The organism is Mesorhizobium sp. HAY1-8B, from assembly GCF_056868045.1.
On the sequence record NZ_CP200321.1, the window covers coordinates 871,612 to 895,008 of the forward strand.

Here is a 23,397-nt window from a genome sequence, read left to right on the forward strand (position 1 = left end):
TATACTTACCATCGAACACGCGGAACGGCTTGTCAATTTCTGTGGTGGTGATCAGTGCCGGCAAGATCGCGCTCGATCTGGACGTGCCGGTGGAAAGACCGTGCCGGCGCGGTTCCGCGGAGCTCGCCCGCCTCGAAGGCACGATCCTGGACCGGCCGTTCGGCTAGGGCCGCCCGGGGGGCAGGGCATTCTGTCCGAACCGGATAGATCGGTAACAGAATGGACCGATAGCGTGGGCGACTGTTTTATTGCCCGCCGGGCCGGGTTGTACGTGTCTTGCGGCGGTGGCGCGATTGGGGGGTCGACCTTTCACCCCCTACCGGTTCGCCCACAACAGCCCGGCCAGGCCGACCAGCATGGTGACGATGCCGATATAAAACCATTGCGGCTGGCCGCTCATGAAGCTGCCGCCGACCATGCCGATGCCTTGCAGCGACCACAGCGCACCGATGGCCAGCACAATCAAGGCCAGCAGATTTTTGGTCAGTCTCATTGACGGATCTCTCTTTTCAAGTCGATCGATGGCCGTGTCGTGGCCGTGATGAAAGAGCCAAAGGAAGTGGCACAATCACGTCGGATTCTACTTGGAAATTAATCCGGTATCTTGTCAAAACGAACTCGGATATCGGCCCGGAGATCATCGAGAATGGATCAGATTGCGCCGGAAAATCCCTGACAGACTGTTACCTGGTGACTCCAAACGTGTGATCTCGCCACGGAACGGACAGATGCTTGCCGCATTTCCTGCCTTATTCGGCACCTAACGGCTGGGGTCTGTCAAAAACGGAGACACCCCTTAAAGATGAAGAACCTAAACCAGACCGCGCTTGTCGCGGTAACGATCGCTGCTGGCCTGATGGTCGGCGCTTCCGCCACTTCGGCAACCGCCGCCGCCGGCCAGTGCGGTCGCGCTTCGTGGTACGCGCTGCACTCGAAAACCGCATCGGGCGAGCGCATGAACCCTTCGGCGATGACCGCCGCCCACCGCACCTTGCCTTTCGGCACCAAATTGCGGGTCACCAACCAGAACAATGGCAAAAGCGTCATCGTGCGCATCAACGATCGCGGCCCGTTCATTCGCGGACGCGTGCTCGACCTGTCGAAGGGCGCCGCCGGCCAGCTCGGCTTCATCGGTTCCGGCCATACCTCGGTCTGCATGGCACGCGTTTGATGTGATTATCCCTGGACCATGATCTCCTTCGAAAACCCAAACCAGTTTTCGGGATCATGGTCGGGTGTCCGGCGGCCAGACATATTTCCTACACATTTCGGCAGCGCACACTGAGCCGGCTCCGCCATTCCGGGCGGGTTTGCAAGCCTTTGGACGAAAGAACCATTGGTCACGCCACGTGACGTATTGCATCGCAGCAATTAGTTGTTAACTTCGCCGCGAGACATTTGAGGCTCGGCGCTGCTCGTCGTCCCTTCGGTCGCAGGCAGCAGCGGGGTTGTCGATGTTCTATCAGCTCTATGAATTGAACCATGCGGCGCTGCAGCCGGCCCGGCTGTATGCCGACGCGGTGCGGATGTTCTACTCCAACCCGCTCAATCCGATTGCGCACACGCCCTGGGGCCGTTCGGTCGCCGCGGGCGCCGAACTGTTCGAGCGTACCACGCGCCGCTATGGCAAGCCCGCCTTCGGCCTCGGCAAGACCGTCATCGACTGGAAGAGCGTCGAGGTCACCGAAAAGACCGTCTGGTCGAAGCCGTTCTGCAATCTCGTCCGCTTCGAACGCGCGGTGCCCGCCGGCCGCAAGCCGGATCCGAAGCTTTTGATCGTGGCGCCGATGTCGGGCCATTACGCGACGCTGCTGCGCGGCACGGTGGAATCCATGCTGCCCTATGCCGATGTCCACATCACCGACTGGGTCGATGCCCGCATGGTGCCGCTGGCCGACGGCAGTTTCGATCTCGACGACTATATCGATTACATCGTCGACATCTTCCATGCGCTGGGGCCTGACACCCATGTGATGGCGGTGTGCCAGCCTTCCGTGCCGGTTCTGGCGGCGGTGGCGCTGATGGAGGCGAAGGGCGATCCCTTCGTGCCCTCGACCATGACGCTGATGGGCGGCCCGATCGACACCCGCCGCAACCCGACCGCGGTCAATCTCCTGGCCGAGGAAAAGGGCATCGACTGGTTCCGCGACAATGTCGTCATGCGCGCGCCCTGGCCGGTGCCGGGCTTCGGCCGCGAGGTCTATCCGGGCTTCCTGCAGCTGTCCGGCTTCATGAGCATGAACCTCGACCGCCACATCATCGCCCACAAGGATTTCTTCATGCACCTTGTGAAGCATGATGGCGACAACGCCGAGAAGCACCGCGACTTCTATGACGAATATCTGGCGGTCATGGACCTGACGGCGGAGTTCTACCTGCAGACCGTCGACACCGTCTTCGTTCGCCATGCCCTGCCCAAGGGCGAGATGACGCATCGCGGTACCCGTATCGATCCGTCAGCCATCCGCAACGTCGCCCTGTTCACGGTCGAGGGCGAGAATGACGACATATCGGGCCTCGGCCAGACCAAGGCGGCGCAGGATCTGTGCGTCAACATTCCGGCCGACAAGAAGGCCCATTACATGCAGCCGGCGGTCGGCCATTACGGCGTCTTCAACGGCTCGCGCTTCCGCTCCGAGATCGTGCCGCGCATCGTCGACTTCATCACCAGCTACGGCCGCCAGAACCGCGTCGCGGTGAAGCCGAAGCTGGTCCGCACCGCCAAGCGGTAGGCAATTCCGGACAAAATCGGCTTCAGGGCCGATTCTGTTGCACAAGTGCCGCTGTCCCTCCCCGCGGGTAACCATGCTGCAAATCAGCCCGTCGTCGTAATTGACACGGACTGTCAATCGCCCTTAACGTTTCGTTAACAACAGGGTGAGCGGGGACAATGAATTCCTCAACAATGGCGAGAAGGCTGCGCGTGTGCGTGGCTGCGGCCGGTCTGGCAGCCACGGGAGGCTGGATGGCACCGGCTTTGGCTGCCGGAGCGATGGCGACCGGGGGCATCACCTCGCAGCCGATCGGCCACTATGATTTCTGCAAGCTGCACCCCGGCGAATGCTCGATCCGTGCGAGCAATCTGGCACCGGCCAGGATGACCGACGGGCTGATGCGCAAGCTCATCAATGTCACCGCCAGGGTCAACGCCGTCATCAAGCCGATGAGCGACATGGACATCTACGGCAAGGACGAGGTCTGGGCCTATCCCGACAAAGGCGTCGGCGATTGCGAGGACTATGTGCTGGAAAAGCGGCGCCAACTGTCACGCTCGGGCATCTCGCTCGCCGACCTCCTGATAACCGTGGTGCGCAAACCAGACGGCGAAGGCCATTCGGTGCTGACCGTGCGCACCGACAAGGGCGACTACGTGCTCGACAACCTGACCGACAAGGTCAGGGCCTGGGACCAGACCGGCTACCGCTTCCTCAAGCGGCAGGCGATCGACAACACCGGCCGCTGGGTCTCGATCCGCGGCGGCCAGCAGGTCCTGGTGGGGTCGGTGGAATAGGGGCTGGGGCTGCCCCGGTTGTGAGGCGGCGCCACCACCAGTGCTTCGTCATCCTAGGGCGGAGCAAGGAGCGTAGCGACGCGCGCAGACCCTAGGATCCATGCCGTGACACCAACATAGAACACGGCGGCCCAGGAACAGGCGCGGGCCATCTTCATGTCGGCATGACTACATTCTTCACCGCTGCGGCGCTCGCAAGTCGCGGCATGGATTCTCGGGTCTGCGCGTCCGCTTCGCCCGTGGATGACGAAGGCGAGGAGGCTCCGCCGCGCATCCCGAAAAAAAATTTCCGCATCTCCATGAACCATTTTCGTTCGCCCGGCGACACACAGCCGTGAATGACGAAAACCCAATCATGGAGACTTCAAATGACTGCTTTTCTGCGAAACACCCTTCTCGCCGTCGCCGCCGTATCGGCCCTGGGCGGATCCGCGATGGCCGACCAGACGGTCAGCTGCGCCCACACCAACCTCAATGACCTCTGGGCCGGCCGTTGTTGTGGCACTGCCGGCGCATCGGACTGCCTGGGTGGTGGAAACGGTGGCCGTGGCGACCATGATCGCCCGGGCACCAACGGCGGCAACCCCAACGGCGGCACGGCCGGCAAGAACTGATCTCGCCACAGCTGCCCGCTGGCCAATGCCGGCGGGCACTGTCTTGCGACCAGGCGGCCGCCCGGCCGTCGCGGAATCCGGATAGACCGGTTACTTCAGCCGGCCCAGCGCCGCGCGGATCGAGGCGGTGATGCGGCGCAGCTCCGCCTCGTCGAGCTTTTCGATGTTTTCGGCCAGAAGATTGGCCAGCTCTGTGGCGGCCGGGTTGAGACCCGACGTGTCCAGCTTCACGCGCGGATGCGAGGCTTCGGCCAGCCGCGCCAGCTCCTCGGCGTCGTCCCAGATGATGTTGAAATAGCCGATGATCTTCTGGATCAGCGTCCAGGTCGGCGCCCCGCGCCTGCCGTGCTCGAGCGCCGACAGATAGGCGGCGCTGATGCCGATCGCCGCCGCCATGTCCTTCTGGGTGACGCCGCGCTCGGCGCGAAGCGCCCGCAGCCTCTCGCCGAACGGCGTCATGCGCCCGGCTCCACGGCTTCAGCCCTCATGAACGCACCCGCCGCAGCCTGATGTAGAGCGCGCCGGAGCCGCCATGGTTGCGGGCGGCATGGTCGTGGCTGGAGACCAGCGGCCGGAATGCCGGCGTAGACAGCCAGGCGGGCACCGCGCGCCGCAGCACGCCGTCGCCGCCGGAGGACGACCCCTTGCCGGTGATGACCAGGACATAGCGGATGCCGCCGGCATGCGCCCGGTGCAGGAACGAGAACAGCAGCGAATAGGCCTCGTCCTGCGTCATCCCATGCAGGTCGACGCGGCCCTCGATCGGCAGCCGGCCCTTCGACAATTTGTCCAGCGTCGGCTCGTCGAGGCGATGCGTGACATGCTGCGCCTTCGGCTTTGCCGCGCCCGGCGCATTGGTGGCGGGCTGCGCCGCCTGCGGCGATGTCGGCCTGGCGTCGGCGGCGATATCGGGAATGTCGACGGCCGCCCTGCCCTTCAGCGGCTTGGCCGTGCGCGCCACCAGGTTCCACAGCACCCGGTCGTCCTCGCTGAGCTTGTCCGGGCGCTTGCTCATCTGGCGCCCCCGGCCAGCAGGCGCGGCACCAGCGCGTAGAAATCGGCGGCGTTGCGCACCACGCCGGCGATCTCGCCGGCCGCGTCGCCGGAGCCGGCGAAGAGATCGCCCCGCGCCGGCCCGGTGATGGCCGAGCCGGTGTCCTGCGCGATCATCAGCCGCCGGAACGGTCTTTCGTCGAATGCCGTCAGCGTCGGCGCGTCGATGTGGAAGGGCGTGCCGAATGTATGCAGCAGCCGGTCGACGGCGACGGAACGGCCCGGCGTCAGCGGCACCTTGGCGGCGGCGATCGGGCCGAGGGCCGCGTCCTCGACATCGGCTTCGCGGAAGAAGATGTAGGAGCGGTTCTGCCACAGGATCTCGTCAATGCGCCCCGGATGAGCCTTGAACCAGGCGCGGATCGACTGCATCGTCACTTGCGCCAGCGGGATTTCGCCCAGCTCGCTCAGGATCTTGCCCGGCCCGGTGAAACGCTGGCCTGACTTGGCCGCATAGGTGACGCGGCGGAGCCGGCCGTCGGTCATCGCCAGCCGTGCGGCGCCTTGCACATGGATGAAGAAGGCGTCGACCTTGTCGGCCAGCCAGGCGATTTCCAGCCCTTGGCCCTGAAGCGCCCCGCGCTCGATCGCGCCACGGTCGAAATACTCGGCCGGTCCGTCCGCCGTGCGGCGTGCGAAGGCGAGATAGGCATCCATCCCCTGCGGCCGGTTGGCGTCGTCGACATCGACGAGATCGGCCGGGCGCGACAGCAGCGGCACGGCAAACCGCTCCGTGCGCACCGGCGACGCCTCGACCTGCGGTTCGTAGAAGCCGGTGACCAGCCCGGCGCCGGTCTCGGCGCGGACCAGCATCGGCACGAAATGGCGCTCGAAGAAAGTTCGCGCCTCCAACCGGTTCACGGGCGGTGCGGTGCGCGCCGCCGCATAGGCCGCCGTGAAGGCGCCGAAATCGACGCCGAGCGCGCCGCTGCGATAGGGTTTTACCGGCGCGTGGAAGGCGGAACGGCGAAAAGCCTCGAAGGCCGGCAGGTGGTCGTCGTTGCTCCAGCCGGGCAGGTCGTCAAAGGATTTTTCGATGAAGAGAGGCGATAGCGACACCGGAGCCCCGTCGCCTTAAAGCGCGTCGAGTTCGAAGAGAGTCATGCGACGCGCGTCGTGTCCTGGCTTTGATGCAAGTCGTTGTCCCAAAACCGCTTCGCACCTTTGGGCGACATGCATCGGGACTCAGTCTTCTTCTTCGGTGGCGACGAGCTTCCAGTTCGGATCGCGTGAGCGCGTGTCGCGGGCGAAGGTCCAGACATCCTTGACCTCGGCCACGGTTTCCGGATCGCCGTCGATGACGGCGCCCGCCTTGTCGCGCGTCGCCGAAATCAGCTCGCTGATGATGCGCAGCGTCACATGCGCCTCGCCGCCCTTCATCTCGGCCGAGACGATATCGGCCTTGTCGATGCCGACGAAGGAGGACTGGATCTTTTCCGACTTGGCCTCGCGTTCGCCGATCGCGGCGACGAAACCGTCATAGACTTCGCGCGACAGAAGGTTCTTCAGCGTTTTGCGGTCGCCGTCGGCATAGGCCATGACGATCATCTCGTAGGCCATCTTTGCGCCGTCGACGAAGCCTTTCGGATCGAAGGACGGATCATTGTCCTTGATCGCGCGCAGGCCCTTGTTGAGATCGGTGTCGGGCTTGGCGAAAGCGTCGATCGCCGTGTAGGCATCGGCAGGCGCCGGCTCGCCCGGCAGCCGCTTGCGCGGCAGCGAAACGACATTCTCGGGTTTCTGGGTGGCGTCCTTCTCGGTGCGCGCCGCCGTGTAGGGGTCGAAGGGCGGCCGCTCGCTACCGGTCCGACGGCCCAGCACGTTGCGCAGCTGAAAGAAGATCACCACCGCCGCGATCAGGAAGAAAATCGTGCCGAAGTCGAAGAAACCCATATCTTCCGCCAATCAATCCCTGCCTCTAGGCCGGACCATCCAGCCAACAGGCCGCGGTCGCATAGCGTTCAACATTCAAAGCATATAGAACGCAAGGTGCAATCATTCAAATCAAAGGCAGGCATACCTATCTAACAGCCTTCGTGCCAGCGGCGATTGGTCGCCAGCGGGTAAAACAATCGAATGGTCGGTAAAGACTTGCGCATTTCGCTGCTTCCCTTCTTCCTCCTCGCGCTCCCGCTGCTGGAAATCGCAGGTTTCGTCGTCGTCGGCCGTGAGATCGGCGCGCTGGCGACGGTCGGCCTGGTGCTGGCCTCGAGCATCGCCGGCGTGCTTTTGCTCCGGCACCAGGGTTTCGGCGTCATGACCCGCATTCGCACCGAGATGGATGCTGGCCATGATCCCAGCCGCCAGCTGGCCCATGGCGCCATGATCGTGGTGGCGGCGATCCTCTTGATCATCCCCGGCTTCATCACCGACATTATCGGCCTGCTGCTGTTCCTGCCGCCGGTGCGCGACTTCGCCTGGAGCCGCTTCAAGGGCCGCATCGTGGTGGCCACCGATTTCTCGGCCGGCGGGTTCCGCGGCCGGCCGCGCGACAAGGTCATCGACCTCGACGACGGCGACTATTCGCGCGAGGACGATCTCAAGCGCGGCCCGGATCACAATTCGCCGTGGCGGCGTCTCAAGGACGATTAGGTCGGCCATCCGACGCTTCGCTCCAGGGGTCTCCGCGACGCCGCCGTGCGGCTGCTTCGCCCTGGAATGACGAGGTGACAAGCAAGGCGGCAAACCTTGTCTTGTCATGCCGGCCATGGTAGCGAACGCCCGATTTCAATTCGGTCAGCAACGCTGCCCAGGCAAAAGGAAAAGGCTCATGGCCAGCAATGATGACGCGCCGGTCGGCGCCAACGGAAACGGCAATGCGGGGCAGCAGCCTTCGCTCAACGTCCTGGCCCAGTATGTGAAGGACCTGTCCTTCGAAAGCCCCGGCGCGCCGAATTCGCTGCGCGGCCGCGACAAGGCGCCCGGCATCGCCATCAACGTCAACGTCAACGCCAACCCGCTCTCCGACAAGCAGTTCGACGTCAATCTGACGCTGAACGCCAAGGCTTCCTTCGACCAGGAAGTGCTGTTCAACGTCGAGCTGGTCTATGGCGGCGTCTTCGCCATTTCGGGCTTCCCGCAGGAGCACATGCTGCCGATCCTGTTCATCGAATGCCCGCGCCTGCTGTTCCCCTTCGCCCGCCAGATCATCGCCGAGGCGACCCGCAATGGCGGCTTCCCGCCGCTGATGCTCGACCCGATCGATTTCGCGCAGATGTTCCAGCAGAAGATCGCCGAGGACCAGGCCGCGTCCTCGAAGGTCCAGGTGAGCTGAGGCTTCTCATACTCGTTTCCGAAAAGCCCGGCCTCGCGCCGGGCTTTTTTATTGGCGCCACCCCTCGAAGCGTGAGCGCCCTGCGGAGCACCGCACAACTCCTGCGGATTCCAGAACACTCCCCAGCGCCACCCCCTTCTATCATCGCACCCTCAGGCAAAGGCGTCCCGGCGGTCGCAGCCGCCCCCGCGTTGGCGATTCGTCGGGACAAGCCTGTTTCCGTGCATGCCGCTGTCCCAGAACTCCCCTGCGCTTCTGGGCGGCATGCACCAACGACAAGGGGAACGACGATGAAATTCATGCTGACCGACCGCAAACTGCACCCGCAAGCCAAGCCCGTCGCCGACGATTTCAAAACCGGCGCCATCAACCGCCGCGAATATCTGGCGTTGATGGCCGGGCTTGGCGTCAGTGCCGCCGGCGCTCTGGCTCTTGGTGGCCTCGCCCCGACGCCTGCCCGCGCCGCCGAGCCCAGGAAGGGCGGCATCCTCCGCGTCGCCATGAACGTCAAGGGTTTCAAGGACCCGCGCACCTTCGACGGCGTCGAAATGTCCAACGTCGCCCGCCACTGCAACGAATATCTGGTGCGCTGGAACACCGATTTCTCGTTCGAGCCCTGGCTCCTGGAAAAATGGGAGATGAGCGACGACGCCAGAACGCTGACGCTGCATGTGCGCAAGGGCATCACCTGGTCGAACGGCGACGCCTTCAACGCCGACGATGTCGTCCACAACCTCACCCGCTGGTGCGAGGCCGGTGTCGCCGGCAATTCGGTCGCCGCGCGCATGGGCGCGCTGGTCAATGCCGACACCAAGAAGGTGGTCGACGGCGGCATCGAGAAGGTCGACGACTACACGATAAAGCTCAACCTGCCGAAGCCCGACATTTCGCTGATCGCCGGCATGGCCGACTATCCCGCTTTGATCATGCACCGCTCCTATGAGGGCGATGGCGACCCCATGAAGGCGCTCGCCATCACCACCGGCCCCTGCGCGCTGGTGAAATGGGACGCCGAAACGAGCGCCGAGGTGAAGCGCAAGGACAAGCCGTGGTGGAAGGGCGAATTCTGGCTCGATGGCATCCAGTGGATCGACTACGGCTCCGACCCCAATGCCATGCTGTCGGCCTTCGAATCCGGCGAGATCGACACCGACCACGAAACCGCCTCCGACGCCGTATCGCAGACCGACAGTATGGGGCTGAAGAATTCCGAGATCGCCACCGGCTCCACCATCGTCGCCCGCTTCAATGTCGGCAACGCGCCCTATCAGGACGTCAAGCTGCGCCGCGCCGCCCAGCTCGCCGTCGACAATTCCGCAGTGCTGAAGCTCGGCCTCGACGGGCGGGGAAAACCCGCCGACAACCACCATGTCGGTCCCATGCACCCCGAATATGCCGATATCGGCCCGGCCAGACGCGACGTGGAGGAGGCCGGGAAATTGCTCGCCGCCTCCAGCAAGCCAGACCATGAATATGAGCTCATCTCGGTCGACGTCGAATGGCAAAAGAGCACCGCCGACGCCATCTCGGCGCAGATGCGCGAGGCCGGCCTCAAGATCAAGCGCACCGTGCTCCCCGCCGCCACCTTCTGGAACGACTGGAGCAAATACCCCTTCTCCTGCACCGAATGGCTGGGCCGGCCGCTCGGCGTCCAGGTGCTGGCGTTGGCGTATAAGTCGGGCGCCGCCTGGAACGAAAGCGCCTACGCCAGCAAGGAGTTCGATGACTTGCTCGACAAGGCGCTGGCGATGCCCGACGCCAAGGCCCGCAAGGAGATCATGGCCGGCATCGAGAAGAATTTGCGCGATTCCGGCATCATCATCCAGCCCTACTGGCGCTCGGTCTACCGGACCTATCGCAAGGGCGTCGAAGGCTGCGAGCAGCACCAGGCGCTGGAGCAGCACTTTGAGAAGGTTTGGTTGGAGGCGTGAGGCTCAGGCGAGGGCGCCGCTGAGGCACGGTAAGGGCATCTTTGTAAAAATTGGCGCTGCCCCTCATCTGGCTGCCGTCCACTTCGTCGTTCGAAAAGCCAAGCAGCTGCGCGGGCCACTCCTCAACTCCCCGTAAACGGGCGAAGGGCGCTGTCATCGCCGATTCGCCAATCGCCAGCGTTGTGGAAAAGGCGCCGGCGTTGCGCCAGCTTCTTTCGCCCCGTTTACGGGGAGAAATGCCCGGCAGGGCAATGAGGGGCGGCGCCGACGTTCGCCTTCCGTGCTCTCTGGGGAGAAGGCAAGGCGCCCTACTGCATTGGCATCGCCAGCCCCAACATTTCATGTACGACGCAAAGCGTGCGGTCCCGATCGATGGACCGCTGCCGCCACAGGGCGCATGGTTGCGCTGTCGCTGGCCACTCAATGGGCGCTGGTGCTTGAGAGTGTCAGCGTACTCCCGCCCCTCCGGTAGCAATGCAAATGGAAGACCCCACCGGGCCGCCACTCACTTTCCATGCGCTGCGCAGGGCGTTCAAGGCATCCATTGCTGAACACCGCATCCCCGAGGCGCAATGGGCCGATCATTGCAAGGCCCTGCTTGCGCCAACTCACCCGCACGGCGCATGTCGACATAGGCCTCGTCAACTGGATTGTTGGCGGCGAGATGGCCGGGCGCATGCCGGTGAAGACAATTGCCTGAGTCCCGCGCCGGCCACTGGCGACCTGATTAAGGTCCGCCGCACGATTTTTGTAGCTGGCGATGGGAGCACGATCAACCGAGGCGGGATGCTTGGTACGGTTTCGCACAAAGTCCTACAGGCCGGAAGCGTGGACCCCGTTGGCACATCGCATCAGGTAAAAACTAGAGAACTCCTTCTAAGTTGGTTCTCTCCGTCCTTGTGCCAAAATTCAATCATATCAAGGTTTCTTCGCTTCCGCTCACCTGAGTACTGGCTGATGTCAAGCATGTAAGCGTCGTAGATCTGGCCGGCCTTATCTCTGGTGGTGACTCTTGATCTAACGTGATGCAAGAATTTTAGATCAACCAACTCTTTTATCATGTTGGCACTGTCTGTCTTTGTCTCCTTGTTAACAAGTATACAATTACAATTGACCTTATCGATACAAAACTTCTTAACATCCTCGAACAAGTCGTTTAGTTTCTGCGAGTCGTCGTCTGAGGTGTCTCTATTAAAATCCTCTCGCTTAAACCCGTCCAGCTCGCCAGCTGCTTTGTTGACATCCTCCGCCGAAATTCTGTCGCCGCGAAAACGGTCATTGCCCGCCAAGCGCTGCCTTGTGACATCTATTGAGCGCCTAACAATACTCAGAAAATCGCGTGCGACTCCACCGCTGGCGAGTACGAGCCTATCTCTGGCCCCGTCTGAGAGGATATCGGCCACTTTGCTATCATGCTCGCGACAAAACTGATCCAAAACCTTTATCAAGAATTCCTTTGTGAGATCGTATTTCTCAAGCGTCACATCCAAATCGATCTCGTCGGCGTCGTCCCCCAACTTCATACCGATCGGCGGTTGGCCAAAAAAATACCACTGAGTTCTATGCTTGATTGTTCCAATCTTGAGCCATGTGTTAGTTCCTTTAGTTATACGATGAAAGTAGTCGACAACCTCGGCTTGGTGATCGGAACGAATATGATACAGATCGTCAAGAAAAAGGTAGCTCTGTTTTCCAGAAATAGTGGAAAGATCTGCGAAAAGCTGCTTGAAGTCTATTATTCGGCGGTGAAGTGTCTCAATTTTTTTCGAGCTGTAGTTGTCCTGTATCTCTCGCTCTGTGCCAGATGACCGAGACACCCCGCCCTCGAGATGAAGCTGAGGGAGGTCGACTGACCCCTTACCATTTGCGTTCCGTTCTTTCGTTTGCTTTGACTTCCTTACTCGGGAAATCTCTTCGGGCTCTGTCAGCAGATGAGCCAATTCGGCCCGCATTTGCGTCACTCGCTTCAGCAGGGCATCTACTTTGCGAGGATCGATCGATTTCTCTCTGGGTTTCGCGCCAAACAACCTGTTCCAGAACGACTGCTTCGATGCGGGGTAAACGCCTGCAGTGGAAAACCATTCAGAATAGCTATCCAAGGTTTTAATGATGATGCTTATCAGAACGTCTGGATAACTGTGGCCCTTGAAGGTCTCTAGATCGATATATGCTACAGGCATCCGATCCAGAGTTAGCTCCGCCCGCAACTTATTCAGAAGGCTTGATTTGCCAGAACCACGTCGACCAAAAATAAAATGATGTCGCCGTGTTTTTCCCCGAGACAACGTCCCCTTAGCAGGCTCAATGAAGTACTTGACGCCTTCCTCGGTCGAGCGTGTAGCCTCTTCCAGTGTTGCGGCGAATTGGTCGGCTCGCTCGCTCTCAATGAATGATTCTCTTTTGTTCTTAGGCATGCTTCTATCCCCCTGGAGGGGCACGCTAGCACATAGATGCTCCAGAAGTACAATCGGTTGAGTTAGTGGAGCAGCTACTGGCAAGTGAGACTGCTGTTTAAGTCGACTGCTAGGCAAGTACATCAGGTGGGGTCTGGCACCAAAATCGTAGGTCTGGCATATACCGCGACCATGCACTCTCGCGGAACACCCACCGCGCAGCTTCCCTGCCGCGCTGGCGGGGGGCCCGCTGCCTCCGACAAATCCCCGCATTCGAAGCCTGCCATCGATCCACTGGATCGATGACTTGGCGCGCTCTGCGCGCCAACCGGCCCCTCAATCCCCCATCTTCAGCGCCTGGATAAACGCCTCCTGCGGAATATCCACCTTGCCAAACTGGCGCATCCGCTTCTTGCCTTCCTTCTGCTTGTCCAGCAGCTTGCGTTTGCGTGAGACGTCGCCGCCGTAGCACTTGGCGGTCACGTCCTTGCGCAGGGCGGAGATGGTTTCGCGGGCGATGACCTTGCCGCCGATGGCGGCCTGGATCGGGATCTTGAAGAGGTGATGCGGGATCAGCTCCTTCAGCTTCTCGCACATCTGCCGGCCGCGCTTTTCGGCCGCCGTGCGGTGCACCAGCATGGAGAGCGCGTCGACCGGCTCCTCATTGACCAGGATCGACATCTTCACCAGGTCGCCTTCGCGATAGTCGGTCAGGTGATAGTCGAACGAGGCATAGCCCTTGGAGATCGACTTCAGCCGGTCATAGAAGTCGAAGACGACTTCGTTGAGCGGCAGGTCGTAGGTCAGCATGGCGCGTTTGCCGACATAGGAGAGATCGGCCTGGATGCCGCGCCTATCCTGGCAGAGCTTCAATATGCCGCCGAGATAGTCGTCGGGCGTCAGGATGGTGGCGCGGATCCACGGCTCCTCGATGGCCGAGATCTTGACCACGTCGGGCATGTCGGCCGGGTTGTGCAGTTCCTTCACCGAGCCGTCGGTGAGCAGCAGCCGGTAGACGACCGAGGGCGCGGTGGCGATCAGGTCGAGGTTGAACTCGCGCTCCAGCCGCTCCTGGATGATTTCGAGGTGCAAGAGGCCGAGGAAGCCGCAGCGATAGCCGAAGCCGAGCGCGGCGGAGGTTTCCATCTCATAAGAGAAAGAAGCGTCGTTGAGGCGCAGTTTGCCGACGGCGGCGCGCAGGTCCTCGAAATCGGCGGCGTCGACCGGGAACAGGCCGCAGAACACCACCGGCTGCGCCGGCTTGAAGCCGGGCAAGGCATGCGCGGTAGGGCGCTTGTCCTCGGTGATGGTGTCGCCGACGCGCGTGTCGGCCACTTCCTTGATCGAGCCGGTGAAGAAGCCGAATTCGCCGGGGCCAAGCTCGTCGACATTGATGCGGGCGGGCGTGAACACGCCGGTGCGCTCGACCAGGTATTTGGCGCCGGTGCCCATCATGCGGATGGTCTGGCCCTTCTTCAGGACGCCGTCGATGATGCGCACCAGCACGATGACGCCGAGATAGGCGTCGTACCAGCTGTCGACCAGCATCGCCTTCAAGGGCGCGGTGGCATCGCCCTCGCGCGGCGGCGGCAATTGGTGGACGATTGCCTCCAGCACATCGGGAATGCCAAGCCCGGTCTTGGCCGAGATCAGCACGGCGTTGGAGGCGTCGATGCCGATCACTTCCTCGACCTGCTCGCGGATGCGCTCTGGCTCGGCGGCCGGCAGGTCGACCTTGTTCAGCACCACGACGATCTCGTGGTTGTTGTCGATCGCCTGGTAGACATTGGCCAGCGTCTGCGCCTCGACGCCCTGCGAAGCGTCGACCACCAGCAGCGAGCCCTCGCAGGCGGCCAGCGAACGCGACACTTCATAGGCGAAGTCGACATGTCCGGGCGTGTCGATGAGGTTGAGGATATAGTCCTCGCCATTGTTGGCGTGGTACTTCAGCCGCACCGTCTGCGCCTTGATGGTGATGCCGCGCTCGCGCTCGATATCCATCGAGTCCAGCACCTGCTCCTTCATGTCGCGCAGCTCCAGCCCGCCGGTCAGCTGGATCAGGCGGTCGGCAAGCGTGGATTTGCCATGGTCGATATGGGCGACGATGGAGAAATTGCGGATGTGGTCGAGGGGCGTGCTCATGCGCGCGCTTTAGCAGGGGCGGCCAGCGGCGGCAAGGCTTGCGGCGCAAGGGCTGCCCGGCGGCCACGAAGCGGAGAGCGGCGCCGGAAAATCGAGAATATCGGTCAAGCGACCGCAAATGCATAAACTTTGATCGATCCCGTTAGACCTTGATTTGCCGGCTGCGTGGTATTTGCACGGCTGCTAATGTCCTTGGGGGTAAAGAAATGCAGAAAATTGCAGACAGGTTTGCCCGCTCCCGCAGCGGGTCCATGATGCCGCTGTTCTTCCTGAGCCTGGTGCCGTTGATCAGCGCCGTCGGCTTCTCGGTCGACTATACCGATGCCGTCCAGACCCGCTCCGGCATGCAGGCCGCGCTGGATGCCGCGACGCTGGCGATCACCACGCTGCCGACGACCACGACGCTGCCTGACCGCCAGCAGGCGCTGCAGGACAATTTCATCGCCAACAACGGCCAAGGCACCGCGACGCTGGTGAGCTTCAACGTTGCCTCCGACGGCACCGTCGCGGCGCAGACGTCGGCCAGCTTCGCCATGCCGACCAATTTCATGACCATCGCCAGGATCAACAGCGTGCCGGTCGCGGTCAAATCGGGGGTCAACAAGGCGCCCAGCCTGGTGCAGGCGACGTTCAAGGTCGACAAGGTGTCGGGTTACTGGAACAAGACGGTGACGCTTTACGGCACGAGTTTCGGCGGGTCGGCGGCGCAAAAACTGATGACGGCCAGTTACGTCTACGCGCCCTACACCTATACATACAAGGTCGGGACCAAATCCTATTCCATGAAGGAACAGAAGGGCTACGGCACGACCACGATATCGCTTGTCAAGGGTTCGACGCCGACCGTGGTCCAGACGCAGACGTGCACCACCGTGGGCTCGACATCCAATTTCACCAACCCGCCGGTGGGCGCGATAGTGAGCCCCGAATACGACGGCAACAGCAAGAAGACGATCTATTTCCAGATCACGTGCGCCACCACCAACGTGCCTGCCGACGGCGCCGGTGCCGCCGTCGACGTCAGCCAGATGGGCCAGCTCTCCCTGCAGATGGAAGTCACGACCGGCAACAAGGCGACGTTCAAATCGAACGACACCAATACCTCCAACCACCTCTATCTGGGCACCGTACCGGGCACCACACTCACGCCCTTGGTCGAGGTTGCCGCGGGCAAGCTGATCGACATCTTTAAAGTCGTGCCGTGCGCGGAGACCAGCTACCAGGCTTGGGAAGATGGCGGTAACTCCCTTCCGGCGGATTATACCAATGCCGACTTCTTCTACAATGTCACCGGCAAGTGCGACTTCAACCAGCGGCCATCCGAGACGGCGCTGACGCAGTAAGGACCTGCTCGTCCTTCACCCCGTGTGGGGGAAGGACGATCGCGCCTCATCACAAACCGGTGAGCGCTGTAACGAAGCGGCAGGTATCAGCGAAATGGGGAATGACCGGCGCGTCCCAGCGCCGCCCCCATGGAGCAAGCCGATGCCGAGATTACCTGCCCTGAGGTTCGCCGCACTGTCCAGCCTGGGCGCGCTCGCGCTCGCGGCCTCGCTCGGTGCCGCCGCCGCCCAGCCGCTTACCGTGGTCGAGCTGTTCACCAGCCAGGGCTGCTCGTCCTGCCCGCCGGCCAACGCCAACCTCATCAAGGTCAAGGACCAGCCCGGCGTGCTGGCGCTGTCCTTCAACGTCACCTACTGGGACTATCTCGGCTGGAAGGACACGTTCGGCAAACAGGAATTCACCCAGCGCCAGGTCTCCTACGAACCGTCGCTCGGCCATGACGGCCCGTTCACCCCGCAGGTGGTGGTCAACGGCCATGCCGATGTCGTCGGCGCCGCGCAAGGCGAAATCGAGCATCTGATCAAGGCAACGGCCAGGACCGGCGGCCCCTCGCTGTCGCTCGAGGGCGGCAAGGTCGCGATCGGTGCCGGCGCGGCACCCGGCGGCAAGGCCGATGTCTGGCTGGTGCGCTATACCAAGGGCGTCGTGCAGGTGCCGGTCGCCCGTGGCGAAAACACCGGCCGCACATTGCCGCATGCCAATGTCGTCCATGCACTGGAAAAGCTCGGCAACTGGACCGGCGACGCCACCGCCTATGCGCTGCCCGCCGCGGCCAGTGGCTTGAGCACCGCCGTGCTGGTGCAATCGCCCGGCGGCGGGCCGATCCTGGCCGCCGCGACCAACTGATCATCCTTTATCGCGCGGGGCCGTGGAACACGGCAACGCATCACCCGGCCCGCTTCCGCGCGCCAAAACCCAAGGAGACTCCCATGACCAAGTACCTGACCCTGCCGGCGCTCGCTTTCGCGCTTTCGGCCGCCGTCTTCGTCGCCGGCGCCCGTGCCGATGACACGACCAATGCCATGAAGCCGGCCAATGCGATGGCGACCGACGCCATGAAACCGGCCACGGATGCAATGAAGCCAGCCGATGCCATGAAGCCGGCGACCGACGCGATGAAGCCCGCCGACCCGATGGCCACCAATGCGATGAAGCCCGCCGCTGATGCGATGAAGCCCGCGGCCGACGCGATGAAGCCGGCGGCGGACGCCATGGCTCCGGCCAACTAGGGCGAGGACATGCGCCCGGTCGCACGAATGTGAGGCTGGGCCGCAACTCGCGCATCGCGCCATCGTAGCTGATCCAATAGACTGATCCCCAGTTGCTGATCAAAGGGGCAAGCCATGAGGAGTGCAACCATGACCGACATCAAGACCCGTTCGACCGGCTTTGCCAGGAGTGCGCTCGCCGCACTCGCCCTGGCCGCCGCCGGTGCCGCCTTCTGGCTGACGCCGGCCGTCTCGGCGGAAGACGCCGTGGTGATCCCGCCGCCGGCGCTGGACGAAAAGGCGGCCTCGGGCAGCGAGAAGGCGATCTTCGCCGGCGGCTGCTTCTGGGGCGTGCAGGGCGTGTTCCAGCACGTCAAGGGCGTCAGCCAGGCTGTCTCCGGTTATACCGGCGGCGCCAAGGATGACGCCGTCTACGAGACGGTCGGCACCGGCCGCACCGGCCACGCCGAATCCGTCGAGATCACTTATGATCCCTCGAAGGTGACCTACGGCCAGTTGCTGCAGGTCTATTTCTCGGTCGCCCACAACCCGACGCAGCTCAACTACCAGGGTCCGGACTCCGGCACCCAGTACCGCTCGACGATCTTCGCCGAAAACGATACCCAGAAGAAGATCGCGCAGAGCTACATCGCCCAGCTCGACAAGGCCAAGCTGTATGGGGCGCCGATCGTCACCACGATCGAGACCGGCAAGACCTTCTACCCGGCCGAGAACTACCACCAGGACTTTCTGACGCTGAACCCGACCTATCCCTACATCGTCTACAACGACCTGCCCAAGGTGGCGAACCTGAAGCAGCTGTTCCCGGCGCTGTACAGCGAGAAGCCGGTGCTGGTGCTGTCGGCGAGCAACTGAGTTCGACGGGGCGCGTATATCCCTCGCGGGGGGTAGATACGCGCCCCGGCTGTCCAGCCGTTACATGGCCTTCATCGCGTCGCACGACACATCGGGGTTCATGTCGGCGAAGGTGCCGGTCGGGTTCTTCTTCCAGGCCCAGACATGCAGCTCGTAAAAGGCGCCCAGGCCATAGCGATTGGGCGCGCTGTTGAAGTTGAACAGCTGCCCTTCCAGCGAGGCCGGGCCTTTCGAGGTTATGTATTCGACCGCCACCAGTTTAAGCCGGCCGTCCGCCATCGGCTCGTACATGACAGCCTCCGGCTTTGCGAGATCGACGGCATCGTCCTTCAGGTAGGCCGCGTTGACATAGTGGATGCCCATGGCGCCGCCGCTGATGCCGCTGGCGCAAGGGATCGGCGCATAGCCTTCGGCGGTGGCCATCGCCACATTCTCGAAACGGCCATTGGCTGCCCGTACCTTCTCATCCAGCGTGCCCGTATCACGGGCATTCGCCGCCGTGGCCGCGATCGACAGGATCGACAGGTTGATGAGATGCTTGGTCCACACATGAATGTTCATTTTCTCTCCTCGTTGTTGATGGTGCGCGGGAGCAGCCGCTCCCGCCGCCGCGAAATCGGATGGCTGCACGTGTCAGGGGTCTGACCGGGTGAAATCCCAGTACTGCGGCAGCTCCTCGAGCTCCGGCAAGCCGATGTCGCGTCTCAGATAGTCGTCCTGCGGTGGCAACCGGCGCCGACCCTTGCGCAATGGTGCGAACAGCAGCGAGGCAAGCCGCCAGGGAAGCCGGCCCAGTAACGGCCGTCGTCCGACGGGTCTCGAAGCCGCCAGCACCTCGCCGAGCGCTTCGTCAGGGATGTCGCCACCGCCGCGAAGGGCAGTTTGACGCCCATCGAAGGGATCAACGGTAAAAGTAAGGGTCAAGGACCCGCACCTCCGTGATCTTGTCGACGGGCAGCGCGTTCTTCTGGGCCGTGCTGCGGATCGCTTCCGGCGAAGGCGCGTCATAGATGCAGAAGCTCTGCTTCTTGTCGGGCGACACGAAGGATTGCACCCAGGTCACGCCCTTCTCCGCATTGCGCATGATGACGCCGCCCAGCGCGTCGGCGCCGGCGTCGTTCATCGGCACGATGAGGCCGTCAGGAAATGTGCGTTGTACCACATAGCGAGGCATATCAAGTTTCCCTTTTTCGTTGATTCACGCTCGATTTGAGCGCGGCAGGACATTGATCACGCTCGCCAAGGGCGCGCATCGGAGCCTTTCCCTATTTTTTTGTTGGAAGATTCCCTATAGTGGCGACGTTATGTGGTAGGTGGCACCGAAAATGTGGGGAGGGGCACATTTCCGGTCATCGTCCCGGACGCTCGTGGCGGACGTCCAGGGATACGCCCAGACACCATCCCTGTTGAGCGAATGACGATGCTTCTGGAACGGCAGGCACAGCTGGAGCAGCTGGATGGACTTCTCGCGGAGGCCACGCGTGGCTTCGGCCATGTCGCGGCGCTGTCCGGCGAGGCAGGCGCCGGCAAGTCGGCCCTTGTCGAGGCTTTCGTCGGCGGCGTTGGCGACGGCGTGCGCATTTTCCGCAGCGCCTGCGAGGATCTTTCGATACCGGACCCGCTCGGGCCGCTCTACGATCTCGCCCGCGAGGCGCGATGGTCGATGCCGCGGGCGATCGATGCCCGGCAGGGACAGAGGCTGCCACTGTTTTCCGACGCGCTCGAAGTCTTCGAGGCAAGGACGCAGCCGACGCTCCTGATCATCGAGGACCTGCACTGGGCGGATGACGCGACGCTCGATTTCGTCCGCTTTCTCGGCCGCCGCATCGCCAACACCCACATCCTGCTCGTCCTGACGGCGCGCACCGACCGCAGTGAAGGACAGATGCGCGTGCGTCGTGCGCTCGGCGAAATTCCCACCGGCAATGTCGTGCGGATCGAAGTGCCGCTGCTCAGCGAGGCGGCGGTGCTCTCGCTCGCCATTGCCGCCGGCCGCGACGGCGACGCCATCTACCGGGCGACGGCCGGCAATGCCTTCTTCGTCACCGAGCTTTTATGCGCCGACAACGAGATGACGCCACCTGCCAGCGTGCGCGACGCCGTTGTCGCACGCGCCGAACGGTTGTCGGCCGGCGCCCGTTCGATGCTCGACGCGGTGTCGGTGTTTCCCAGACGCGCCGACGCCTGGGCCTTGCAGGGCCTGTGCGGCGTGGCCGCCGCCGGTCAGCTCGCGGAATGTGTGTCGCATGGGCTGCTTGACGACCTGGGCGACGGCTACGCCTTCCGGCACGAGATCGCACGCCGCGCCATCGAGATGATGCTGACGACGAGTTCCCGGAGACTGTTCAACCAGCGTGCGCTGTCGGCGCTGCTTGAGAACAGGGATATCGCCACCGCGCGCCTCGTCCACCATGCGGTGGAAGCGCATAATCTCGAGGCGGTGCGCGAGTTCGCGCCGATCGCGGCGCGGGAAGCCTCGCGTGTCGGCGCCCATCGCGACGCCGCCGGCTATTACGAGGTCGCCTTGCGCCAGGCCGACACCTTGCCCGAGGAAGAGCGCGCCGGCCTTTACGAGCAATATGCCTTCGAATGCCATCTGATCGCGCGCATCGAAGAGGCCATCAAGGCGCAGGAACAGGCGCGTGTCTTGCAGCAGGCGCTCGGCAACACGCTGAAGGAAGGCGACAGCCTCAGATGGCTGTCGCGCTTTTCCTATCTTGTCGGCGACCGGCAGGCCGCCGACATGTTCGGCGCCCAGGCGGTCGCGTTGCTGGAGACCGTACCGGCCAGCGCCGAGCTTGCCATGGCCTATTCGAACCTCTCGCAACTGGCGATGCTGGCCGAAAGGCTGGACGAGACCTTGTCGCTGGGTGCCAGGGCAATCGAGCTCGCCGAACGGCTGAACAGGCCCGAAGTCGTCTGCCATGCTCTCAACAATGTCGGCGCCGCCGAGCAGTGGCTGGACCTGGACTCAAGCCGGCTGCATCTTGTCCGCAGCCTCGAGATCGCGCTGCAAGAGAATTTCCAGGAACATGCGGCTCGCGCGTTCACCAATTGCGCTTGTGGCGAGATGAACCAGCTGGGCTACAGCCAGGCCCAATCCTTCCTTGATCGCGGCATCGACTATTGCATCGAGAACGATCTCGCGACATGGCGCGATTACATGCGTGGCGTGCGGGCCCAGCTGCTGCTGCGTCAGGGATGCTGGAATGAGGCGGCCGCCGAGGCTCTGGATGTGATTGCCAACGACCGGGCGACGGCACTGGTGCGCTATCCGGCCCTTGTGGCGCTTTCGCGGCTGAGGGTCCGCCGCGGCGACCCCTCGGCCGAGCCGCTTCTGGCCGAGATGAAGCAGTTTCTGGAAAGGGGAGCCGAGCTGCAGCGCCTGTTGCCCTATGCGGCGGTGATTGCCGAACGGGCCTGGCTCGGCGAGGCGGACAAGGCCGAGGCGCTGCGCCTGATCGGCCTTGCCGAAGGCCTGTCGCCGACGCGGGCGGTCTTCGCGGAACTGGCCGGCTGGCGGCAGCTTCTGGCACCCGATACCGATCCGGGCGACACGTCAGGCATGGCCGCGCCCTACCGCATGCTGCTGGCCGGTGACTGGCGGGGCGCGGCCTCTGCCTGGGCGGAACTCGACGCCCCTTACGAACGCGCGCTGGCGCTCGCCGAGGGCGACGAGGCCGCGCAGCGCACGGCGCTGGAGATTCTCGAGGCGCTCGGCGCCCGGCCGGTCGCGAGCCATGTGCGCGACATCATGCGACAGAGCGGCGTCATTCACATTGCCAGGGGCCCGCGCCGCACCACCCGCGCCAACAGCGCCGGCCTGACCCAGCGCCAGATGGAAGTGCTGCAGCTGATCGAGCGCGGCCTGTCCAACAAGCGCATCGCCGAACATCTCGCCATTTCGCCCAAGACGGTCGACCACCATGTCTCTGCGGTGCTGGGCAAGCTGGACGCCGTGTCGCGCGGCGAGGCGACCGCGGCCGCGCGCGACAGCGGGTTGATCTGACCCTTCGCCATGCCTCGGCGGTTGGGAAGGCGGCGTATCAGTCGTAGGTGAGATCCGTCGCCTTGCCGCCGAATACGCGGTAGGCATAGAAGGAATAGAAGATGATGATCGGCAGCACCACCACGGTGCCTGCCAGGATGATGGCCAGGCTTTCGGTAGCCGACGCCGCCTGCCAGATGGTCAGCCGATCGGGCACCACGAACGGGTAGAACGACCAGGCAAGGCCGGCAAAGCCGAGCACGAAGATGCCGGCCAGCGTCAGGAACGGCGTCAGCGAATGGCGGTCGTCGGGTTTCGGCAGATGGAAGGTCTGCCGCCACAGCCACAGGAACAGCAGCGCCGACAGGATCGGCAGCGGCGACAGGTACAGCATCTGCGGCCAGACGAACCATTTGTCGAAGATGCGCGGGCTGGCGAAGGGGGTCGCCAGCGACACCGCCGCCATGCCGAGCGCGGTCAGCACCAGCGCGGTGCGCAGCCAGCGCACCGCCTTCTTCTGCAACGCGCCTTCGGTCTTGTAGATCACCCAGGCGGCGCCCATCGCCGCGTAGGCCGCGGCCAGGCAGAACGCCACCAGCGCGCCGAATGCCATGCCGCCCACGCCGACATCGAGGCCGAGCACATAGACGCCCAGCATATAGCCTTGCGCGAGCGAGGCGATGACGGAGCCGAGGAAGAAGATGCGGTTCCAGCGATGCTTCTTGCCGCTCGGCACCTTTGCGCGAAAATCGAAGGCGACGCCGCGCAGGATCAGCCCGACCAAAAGCACGAACACCGGAATGTAGAGCGCGGTCAGGATGACGCCATGCGCCATCGGGAAGGCGACCAGCAGCAGGCCGACGGCCAGCACCAGCCAGGTCTCGTTGGCGTCCCAGAACGGACCGATCGCCGCGATCATCGTATCCTGCTCGGCGTCCTCGGCGACCGCGAACAAAATGCCGATGCCGAGGTCGAAGCCGTCGAGAATGACGTAGATCAGGATGGCGAGGCCCATCAGGCCGGCGAAGATGAGGGGGAGGGCCGTTGGCCAATCGAAGCTCAT

Annotated in this window: 24 protein-coding genes; 13 read left to right on the forward strand and 11 right to left on the reverse strand. The window is 63.2% G+C overall.

From position 1 onward, the window contains the following. Positions 1–29: 29 nt before the first annotated feature. Positions 30–167, forward strand: a complete 138-nt coding sequence (locus AC1VON_RS04355) for a hypothetical protein (RefSeq protein WP_483120585.1) — start codon at positions 30–32, stop codon at positions 165–167. A 149-nt stretch (positions 168–316) separates the two neighbouring features. Here the strand turns inward: AC1VON_RS04355 and AC1VON_RS04360 are convergent, their stop codons facing one another. After that, positions 317–493 carry a hypothetical protein gene (locus AC1VON_RS04360; protein ID WP_483120586.1) on the reverse strand — a complete coding sequence of 59 codons (177 nt, stop codon included), beginning with the start codon at positions 491–493 and terminating at the stop codon, positions 317–319. 309 nt (positions 494–802) lie between these two features. Between AC1VON_RS04360 and AC1VON_RS04365 the strand changes: the two genes are divergently transcribed. The 4 genes from AC1VON_RS04365 to AC1VON_RS04380 all read left to right on the forward strand — a co-directional run bounded on the left by AC1VON_RS04365 (position 803) and on the right by AC1VON_RS04380 (position 4,125). Further along, positions 803–1,171 carry a septal ring lytic transglycosylase RlpA family protein gene (locus tag AC1VON_RS04365; protein ID WP_056574162.1) on the forward strand — a complete coding sequence of 123 codons (369 nt, stop codon included), beginning with the start codon at positions 803–805 and terminating at the stop codon, positions 1,169–1,171. A gap of 283 nt (positions 1,172–1,454) precedes the next feature. Continuing rightward, entirely contained in the window at positions 1,455–2,732 is a 1,278-nt protein-coding gene (locus AC1VON_RS04370; RefSeq protein ID WP_483120587.1) for a polyhydroxyalkanoate depolymerase, read from the forward strand. Between the two features lie 158 nt (positions 2,733–2,890). Next, the gene (locus AC1VON_RS04375; protein WP_483120588.1) at positions 2,891–3,511 is read left to right on the forward strand and encodes a transglutaminase-like cysteine peptidase; all 621 of its coding nucleotides are present in this window, start codon (positions 2,891–2,893) and stop codon (positions 3,509–3,511) included. Positions 3,512–3,879: 368 nt separating this feature from the next. Further along, on the forward strand, positions 3,880–4,125 hold the full coding sequence (locus tag AC1VON_RS04380) for a hypothetical protein (protein ID WP_483120589.1): 246 nt from the start codon (positions 3,880–3,882) through the stop codon (positions 4,123–4,125). Positions 4,126–4,215: 90 nt separating this feature from the next. Here AC1VON_RS04380 and AC1VON_RS04385 read toward each other — a convergent pair whose 3' ends face one another. From AC1VON_RS04385 to AC1VON_RS04400, 4 genes are all read right to left on the reverse strand, one after another. Next, on the reverse strand, positions 4,216–4,584 hold the full coding sequence (locus tag AC1VON_RS04385; protein WP_172347765.1) for a helix-turn-helix domain-containing protein: 369 nt from the start codon (positions 4,582–4,584) through the stop codon (positions 4,216–4,218). Positions 4,585–4,609: 25 nt separating this feature from the next. Next, positions 4,610–5,140, reverse strand: a complete 531-nt coding sequence (locus AC1VON_RS04390; protein WP_172347764.1) for a Smr/MutS family protein — start codon at positions 5,138–5,140, stop codon at positions 4,610–4,612. Next, a complete protein-coding gene (gene mltA, locus AC1VON_RS04395; RefSeq protein ID WP_483120592.1) occupies positions 5,137–6,237 on the reverse strand; it encodes a murein transglycosylase A in 1,101 nt (366 codons plus the stop codon). Before mltA ends, AC1VON_RS04390 begins: the two co-directional genes overlap by 4 nt. Positions 6,238–6,363: 126 nt before the next feature. Further along, entirely contained in the window at positions 6,364–7,071 is a 708-nt protein-coding gene (locus AC1VON_RS04400) for a Tim44/TimA family putative adaptor protein (RefSeq protein WP_483120594.1), read from the reverse strand. Positions 7,072–7,269: 198 nt separating this feature from the next. Between AC1VON_RS04400 and AC1VON_RS04405 the strand changes: the two genes are divergently transcribed. From AC1VON_RS04405 to AC1VON_RS04415, 3 genes are all read left to right on the forward strand, one after another. Then, positions 7,270–7,770 (forward strand): FxsA family protein, encoded by a 501-nt coding sequence (locus AC1VON_RS04405; RefSeq protein ID WP_483126269.1) that lies wholly within the window; start codon positions 7,270–7,272, stop codon positions 7,768–7,770. A gap of 178 nt (positions 7,771–7,948) precedes the next feature. Further along, positions 7,949–8,452 (forward strand): protein-export chaperone SecB, encoded by a 504-nt coding sequence (gene secB / locus AC1VON_RS04410; protein WP_140776400.1) that lies wholly within the window; start codon positions 7,949–7,951, stop codon positions 8,450–8,452. Positions 8,453–8,742: 290 nt separating this feature from the next. Next, positions 8,743–10,383 carry an ABC transporter substrate-binding protein gene (locus AC1VON_RS04415; RefSeq protein WP_483120595.1) on the forward strand — a complete coding sequence of 547 codons (1,641 nt, stop codon included), beginning with the start codon at positions 8,743–8,745 and terminating at the stop codon, positions 10,381–10,383. 851 nt (positions 10,384–11,234) lie between these two features. Here the strand turns inward: AC1VON_RS04415 and AC1VON_RS04420 are convergent. Both AC1VON_RS04420 and lepA read right to left on the reverse strand, forming a co-directional pair. Then, on the reverse strand, positions 11,235–12,797 hold the full coding sequence (locus AC1VON_RS04420; protein WP_483120597.1) for a hypothetical protein: 1,563 nt from the start codon (positions 12,795–12,797) through the stop codon (positions 11,235–11,237). Between the two features lie 315 nt (positions 12,798–13,112). After that, positions 13,113–14,918 carry a translation elongation factor 4 gene (gene lepA / locus AC1VON_RS04425; RefSeq protein ID WP_172347757.1) on the reverse strand — a complete coding sequence of 602 codons (1,806 nt, stop codon included), beginning with the start codon at positions 14,916–14,918 and terminating at the stop codon, positions 13,113–13,115. Between the two features lie 206 nt (positions 14,919–15,124). On the opposite strand from lepA, the gene AC1VON_RS04430 reads away from it, so the two are divergent. From AC1VON_RS04430 to msrA, 4 genes are all read left to right on the forward strand, one after another. After that, on the forward strand, positions 15,125–16,261 hold the full coding sequence (locus tag AC1VON_RS04430; protein WP_483120599.1) for a TadE/TadG family type IV pilus assembly protein: 1,137 nt from the start codon (positions 15,125–15,127) through the stop codon (positions 16,259–16,261). Positions 16,262–16,403: 142 nt separating this feature from the next. After that, entirely contained in the window at positions 16,404–17,108 is a 705-nt protein-coding gene (locus AC1VON_RS04435; protein WP_483120601.1) for a DUF1223 domain-containing protein, read from the forward strand. 83 nt (positions 17,109–17,191) lie between these two features. Next, positions 17,192–17,491 (forward strand): hypothetical protein, encoded by a 300-nt coding sequence (locus AC1VON_RS04440; RefSeq protein ID WP_483120602.1) that lies wholly within the window; start codon positions 17,192–17,194, stop codon positions 17,489–17,491. A 129-nt stretch (positions 17,492–17,620) separates the two neighbouring features. Further along, positions 17,621–18,346, forward strand: coding sequence for a peptide-methionine (S)-S-oxide reductase MsrA (msrA, locus tag AC1VON_RS04445; RefSeq protein WP_172347753.1), 726 nt, complete (start codon positions 17,621–17,623; stop codon positions 18,344–18,346). A 60-nt stretch (positions 18,347–18,406) separates the two neighbouring features. Here the strand turns inward: msrA and AC1VON_RS04450 are convergent, their stop codons facing one another. The 3 genes from AC1VON_RS04450 to AC1VON_RS04460 form a co-directional block, all read right to left on the reverse strand. After that, positions 18,407–18,907 (reverse strand): hypothetical protein, encoded by a 501-nt coding sequence (locus tag AC1VON_RS04450; protein ID WP_172347752.1) that lies wholly within the window; start codon positions 18,905–18,907, stop codon positions 18,407–18,409. Between the two features lie 72 nt (positions 18,908–18,979). Then, positions 18,980–19,270, reverse strand: coding sequence for a hypothetical protein (locus tag AC1VON_RS04455; protein ID WP_483120605.1), 291 nt, complete (start codon positions 19,268–19,270; stop codon positions 18,980–18,982). Beyond that, on the reverse strand, positions 19,248–19,520 hold the full coding sequence (locus tag AC1VON_RS04460; RefSeq protein WP_172347750.1) for a DUF4242 domain-containing protein: 273 nt from the start codon (positions 19,518–19,520) through the stop codon (positions 19,248–19,250). Before AC1VON_RS04460 ends, AC1VON_RS04455 begins: the two co-directional genes overlap by 23 nt. A 246-nt stretch (positions 19,521–19,766) precedes the next feature. On the opposite strand from AC1VON_RS04460, the gene AC1VON_RS04465 reads away from it, so the two are divergent. Beyond that, a complete protein-coding gene (locus AC1VON_RS04465) occupies positions 19,767–22,355 on the forward strand; it encodes an ATP-binding protein (protein WP_483126270.1) in 2,589 nt (862 codons plus the stop codon). A gap of 37 nt (positions 22,356–22,392) precedes the next feature. On the opposite strand, the gene AC1VON_RS04470 is transcribed toward AC1VON_RS04465, so the two are convergent. Then, positions 22,393–23,397: a cytochrome d ubiquinol oxidase subunit II gene (locus tag AC1VON_RS04470; RefSeq protein WP_483120606.1), complete on the reverse strand. Its 1,005-nt coding sequence runs from the start codon at positions 23,395–23,397 to the stop codon at positions 22,393–22,395.

Excerpts from the sequence above, each read along its gene's own strand:
- AC1VON_RS04360 (WP_483120586.1), bottom strand. The coding sequence starts at position 493 with ATGAGACTGACCAAAAATCTGCTGGCCTTGATTGTGCTGGCCATCGGT.
- AC1VON_RS04365 (WP_056574162.1), top strand. The coding sequence starts at position 803 with ATGAAGAACCTAAACCAGACCGCGCTTGTCGCGGTAACGATCGCTGCT.
- AC1VON_RS04370 (WP_483120587.1), top strand. The coding sequence starts at position 1,455 with ATGTTCTATCAGCTCTATGAATTGAACCATGCGGCGCTGCAGCCGGCC.
- AC1VON_RS04375 (WP_483120588.1), top strand. The coding sequence starts at position 2,891 with ATGAATTCCTCAACAATGGCGAGAAGGCTGCGCGTGTGCGTGGCTGCG.
- AC1VON_RS04380 (WP_483120589.1), top strand. The coding sequence starts at position 3,880 with ATGACTGCTTTTCTGCGAAACACCCTTCTCGCCGTCGCCGCCGTATCG.
- AC1VON_RS04385 (WP_172347765.1), bottom strand. The coding sequence starts at position 4,584 with ATGACGCCGTTCGGCGAGAGGCTGCGGGCGCTTCGCGCCGAGCGCGGC.
- AC1VON_RS04390 (WP_172347764.1), bottom strand. The coding sequence starts at position 5,140 with ATGAGCAAGCGCCCGGACAAGCTCAGCGAGGACGACCGGGTGCTGTGG.
- AC1VON_RS04400 (WP_483120594.1), bottom strand. The coding sequence starts at position 7,071 with ATGGGTTTCTTCGACTTCGGCACGATTTTCTTCCTGATCGCGGCGGTG.
- secB (WP_140776400.1), top strand. The coding sequence starts at position 7,949 with ATGGCCAGCAATGATGACGCGCCGGTCGGCGCCAACGGAAACGGCAAT.
- AC1VON_RS04415 (WP_483120595.1), top strand. The coding sequence starts at position 8,743 with ATGAAATTCATGCTGACCGACCGCAAACTGCACCCGCAAGCCAAGCCC.
- AC1VON_RS04420 (WP_483120597.1), bottom strand. The coding sequence starts at position 12,797 with ATGCCTAAGAACAAAAGAGAATCATTCATTGAGAGCGAGCGAGCCGAC.
- lepA (WP_172347757.1), bottom strand. The coding sequence starts at position 14,918 with ATGAGCACGCCCCTCGACCACATCCGCAATTTCTCCATCGTCGCCCAT.
- AC1VON_RS04430 (WP_483120599.1), top strand. The coding sequence starts at position 15,125 with ATGCAGAAAATTGCAGACAGGTTTGCCCGCTCCCGCAGCGGGTCCATG.
- AC1VON_RS04435 (WP_483120601.1), top strand. The coding sequence starts at position 16,404 with ATGCCGAGATTACCTGCCCTGAGGTTCGCCGCACTGTCCAGCCTGGGC.
- AC1VON_RS04440 (WP_483120602.1), top strand. The coding sequence starts at position 17,192 with ATGACCAAGTACCTGACCCTGCCGGCGCTCGCTTTCGCGCTTTCGGCC.
- msrA (WP_172347753.1), top strand. The coding sequence starts at position 17,621 with ATGACCGACATCAAGACCCGTTCGACCGGCTTTGCCAGGAGTGCGCTC.
- AC1VON_RS04450 (WP_172347752.1), bottom strand. The coding sequence starts at position 18,907 with ATGAACATTCATGTGTGGACCAAGCATCTCATCAACCTGTCGATCCTG.
- AC1VON_RS04460 (WP_172347750.1), bottom strand. The coding sequence starts at position 19,520 with ATGCCTCGCTATGTGGTACAACGCACATTTCCTGACGGCCTCATCGTG.
- AC1VON_RS04465 (WP_483126270.1), top strand. The coding sequence starts at position 19,767 with ATGCTTCTGGAACGGCAGGCACAGCTGGAGCAGCTGGATGGACTTCTC.
- AC1VON_RS04470 (WP_483120606.1), bottom strand. The coding sequence starts at position 23,397 with ATGAGCTTCGATTGGCCAACGGCCCTCCCCCTCATCTTCGCCGGCCTG.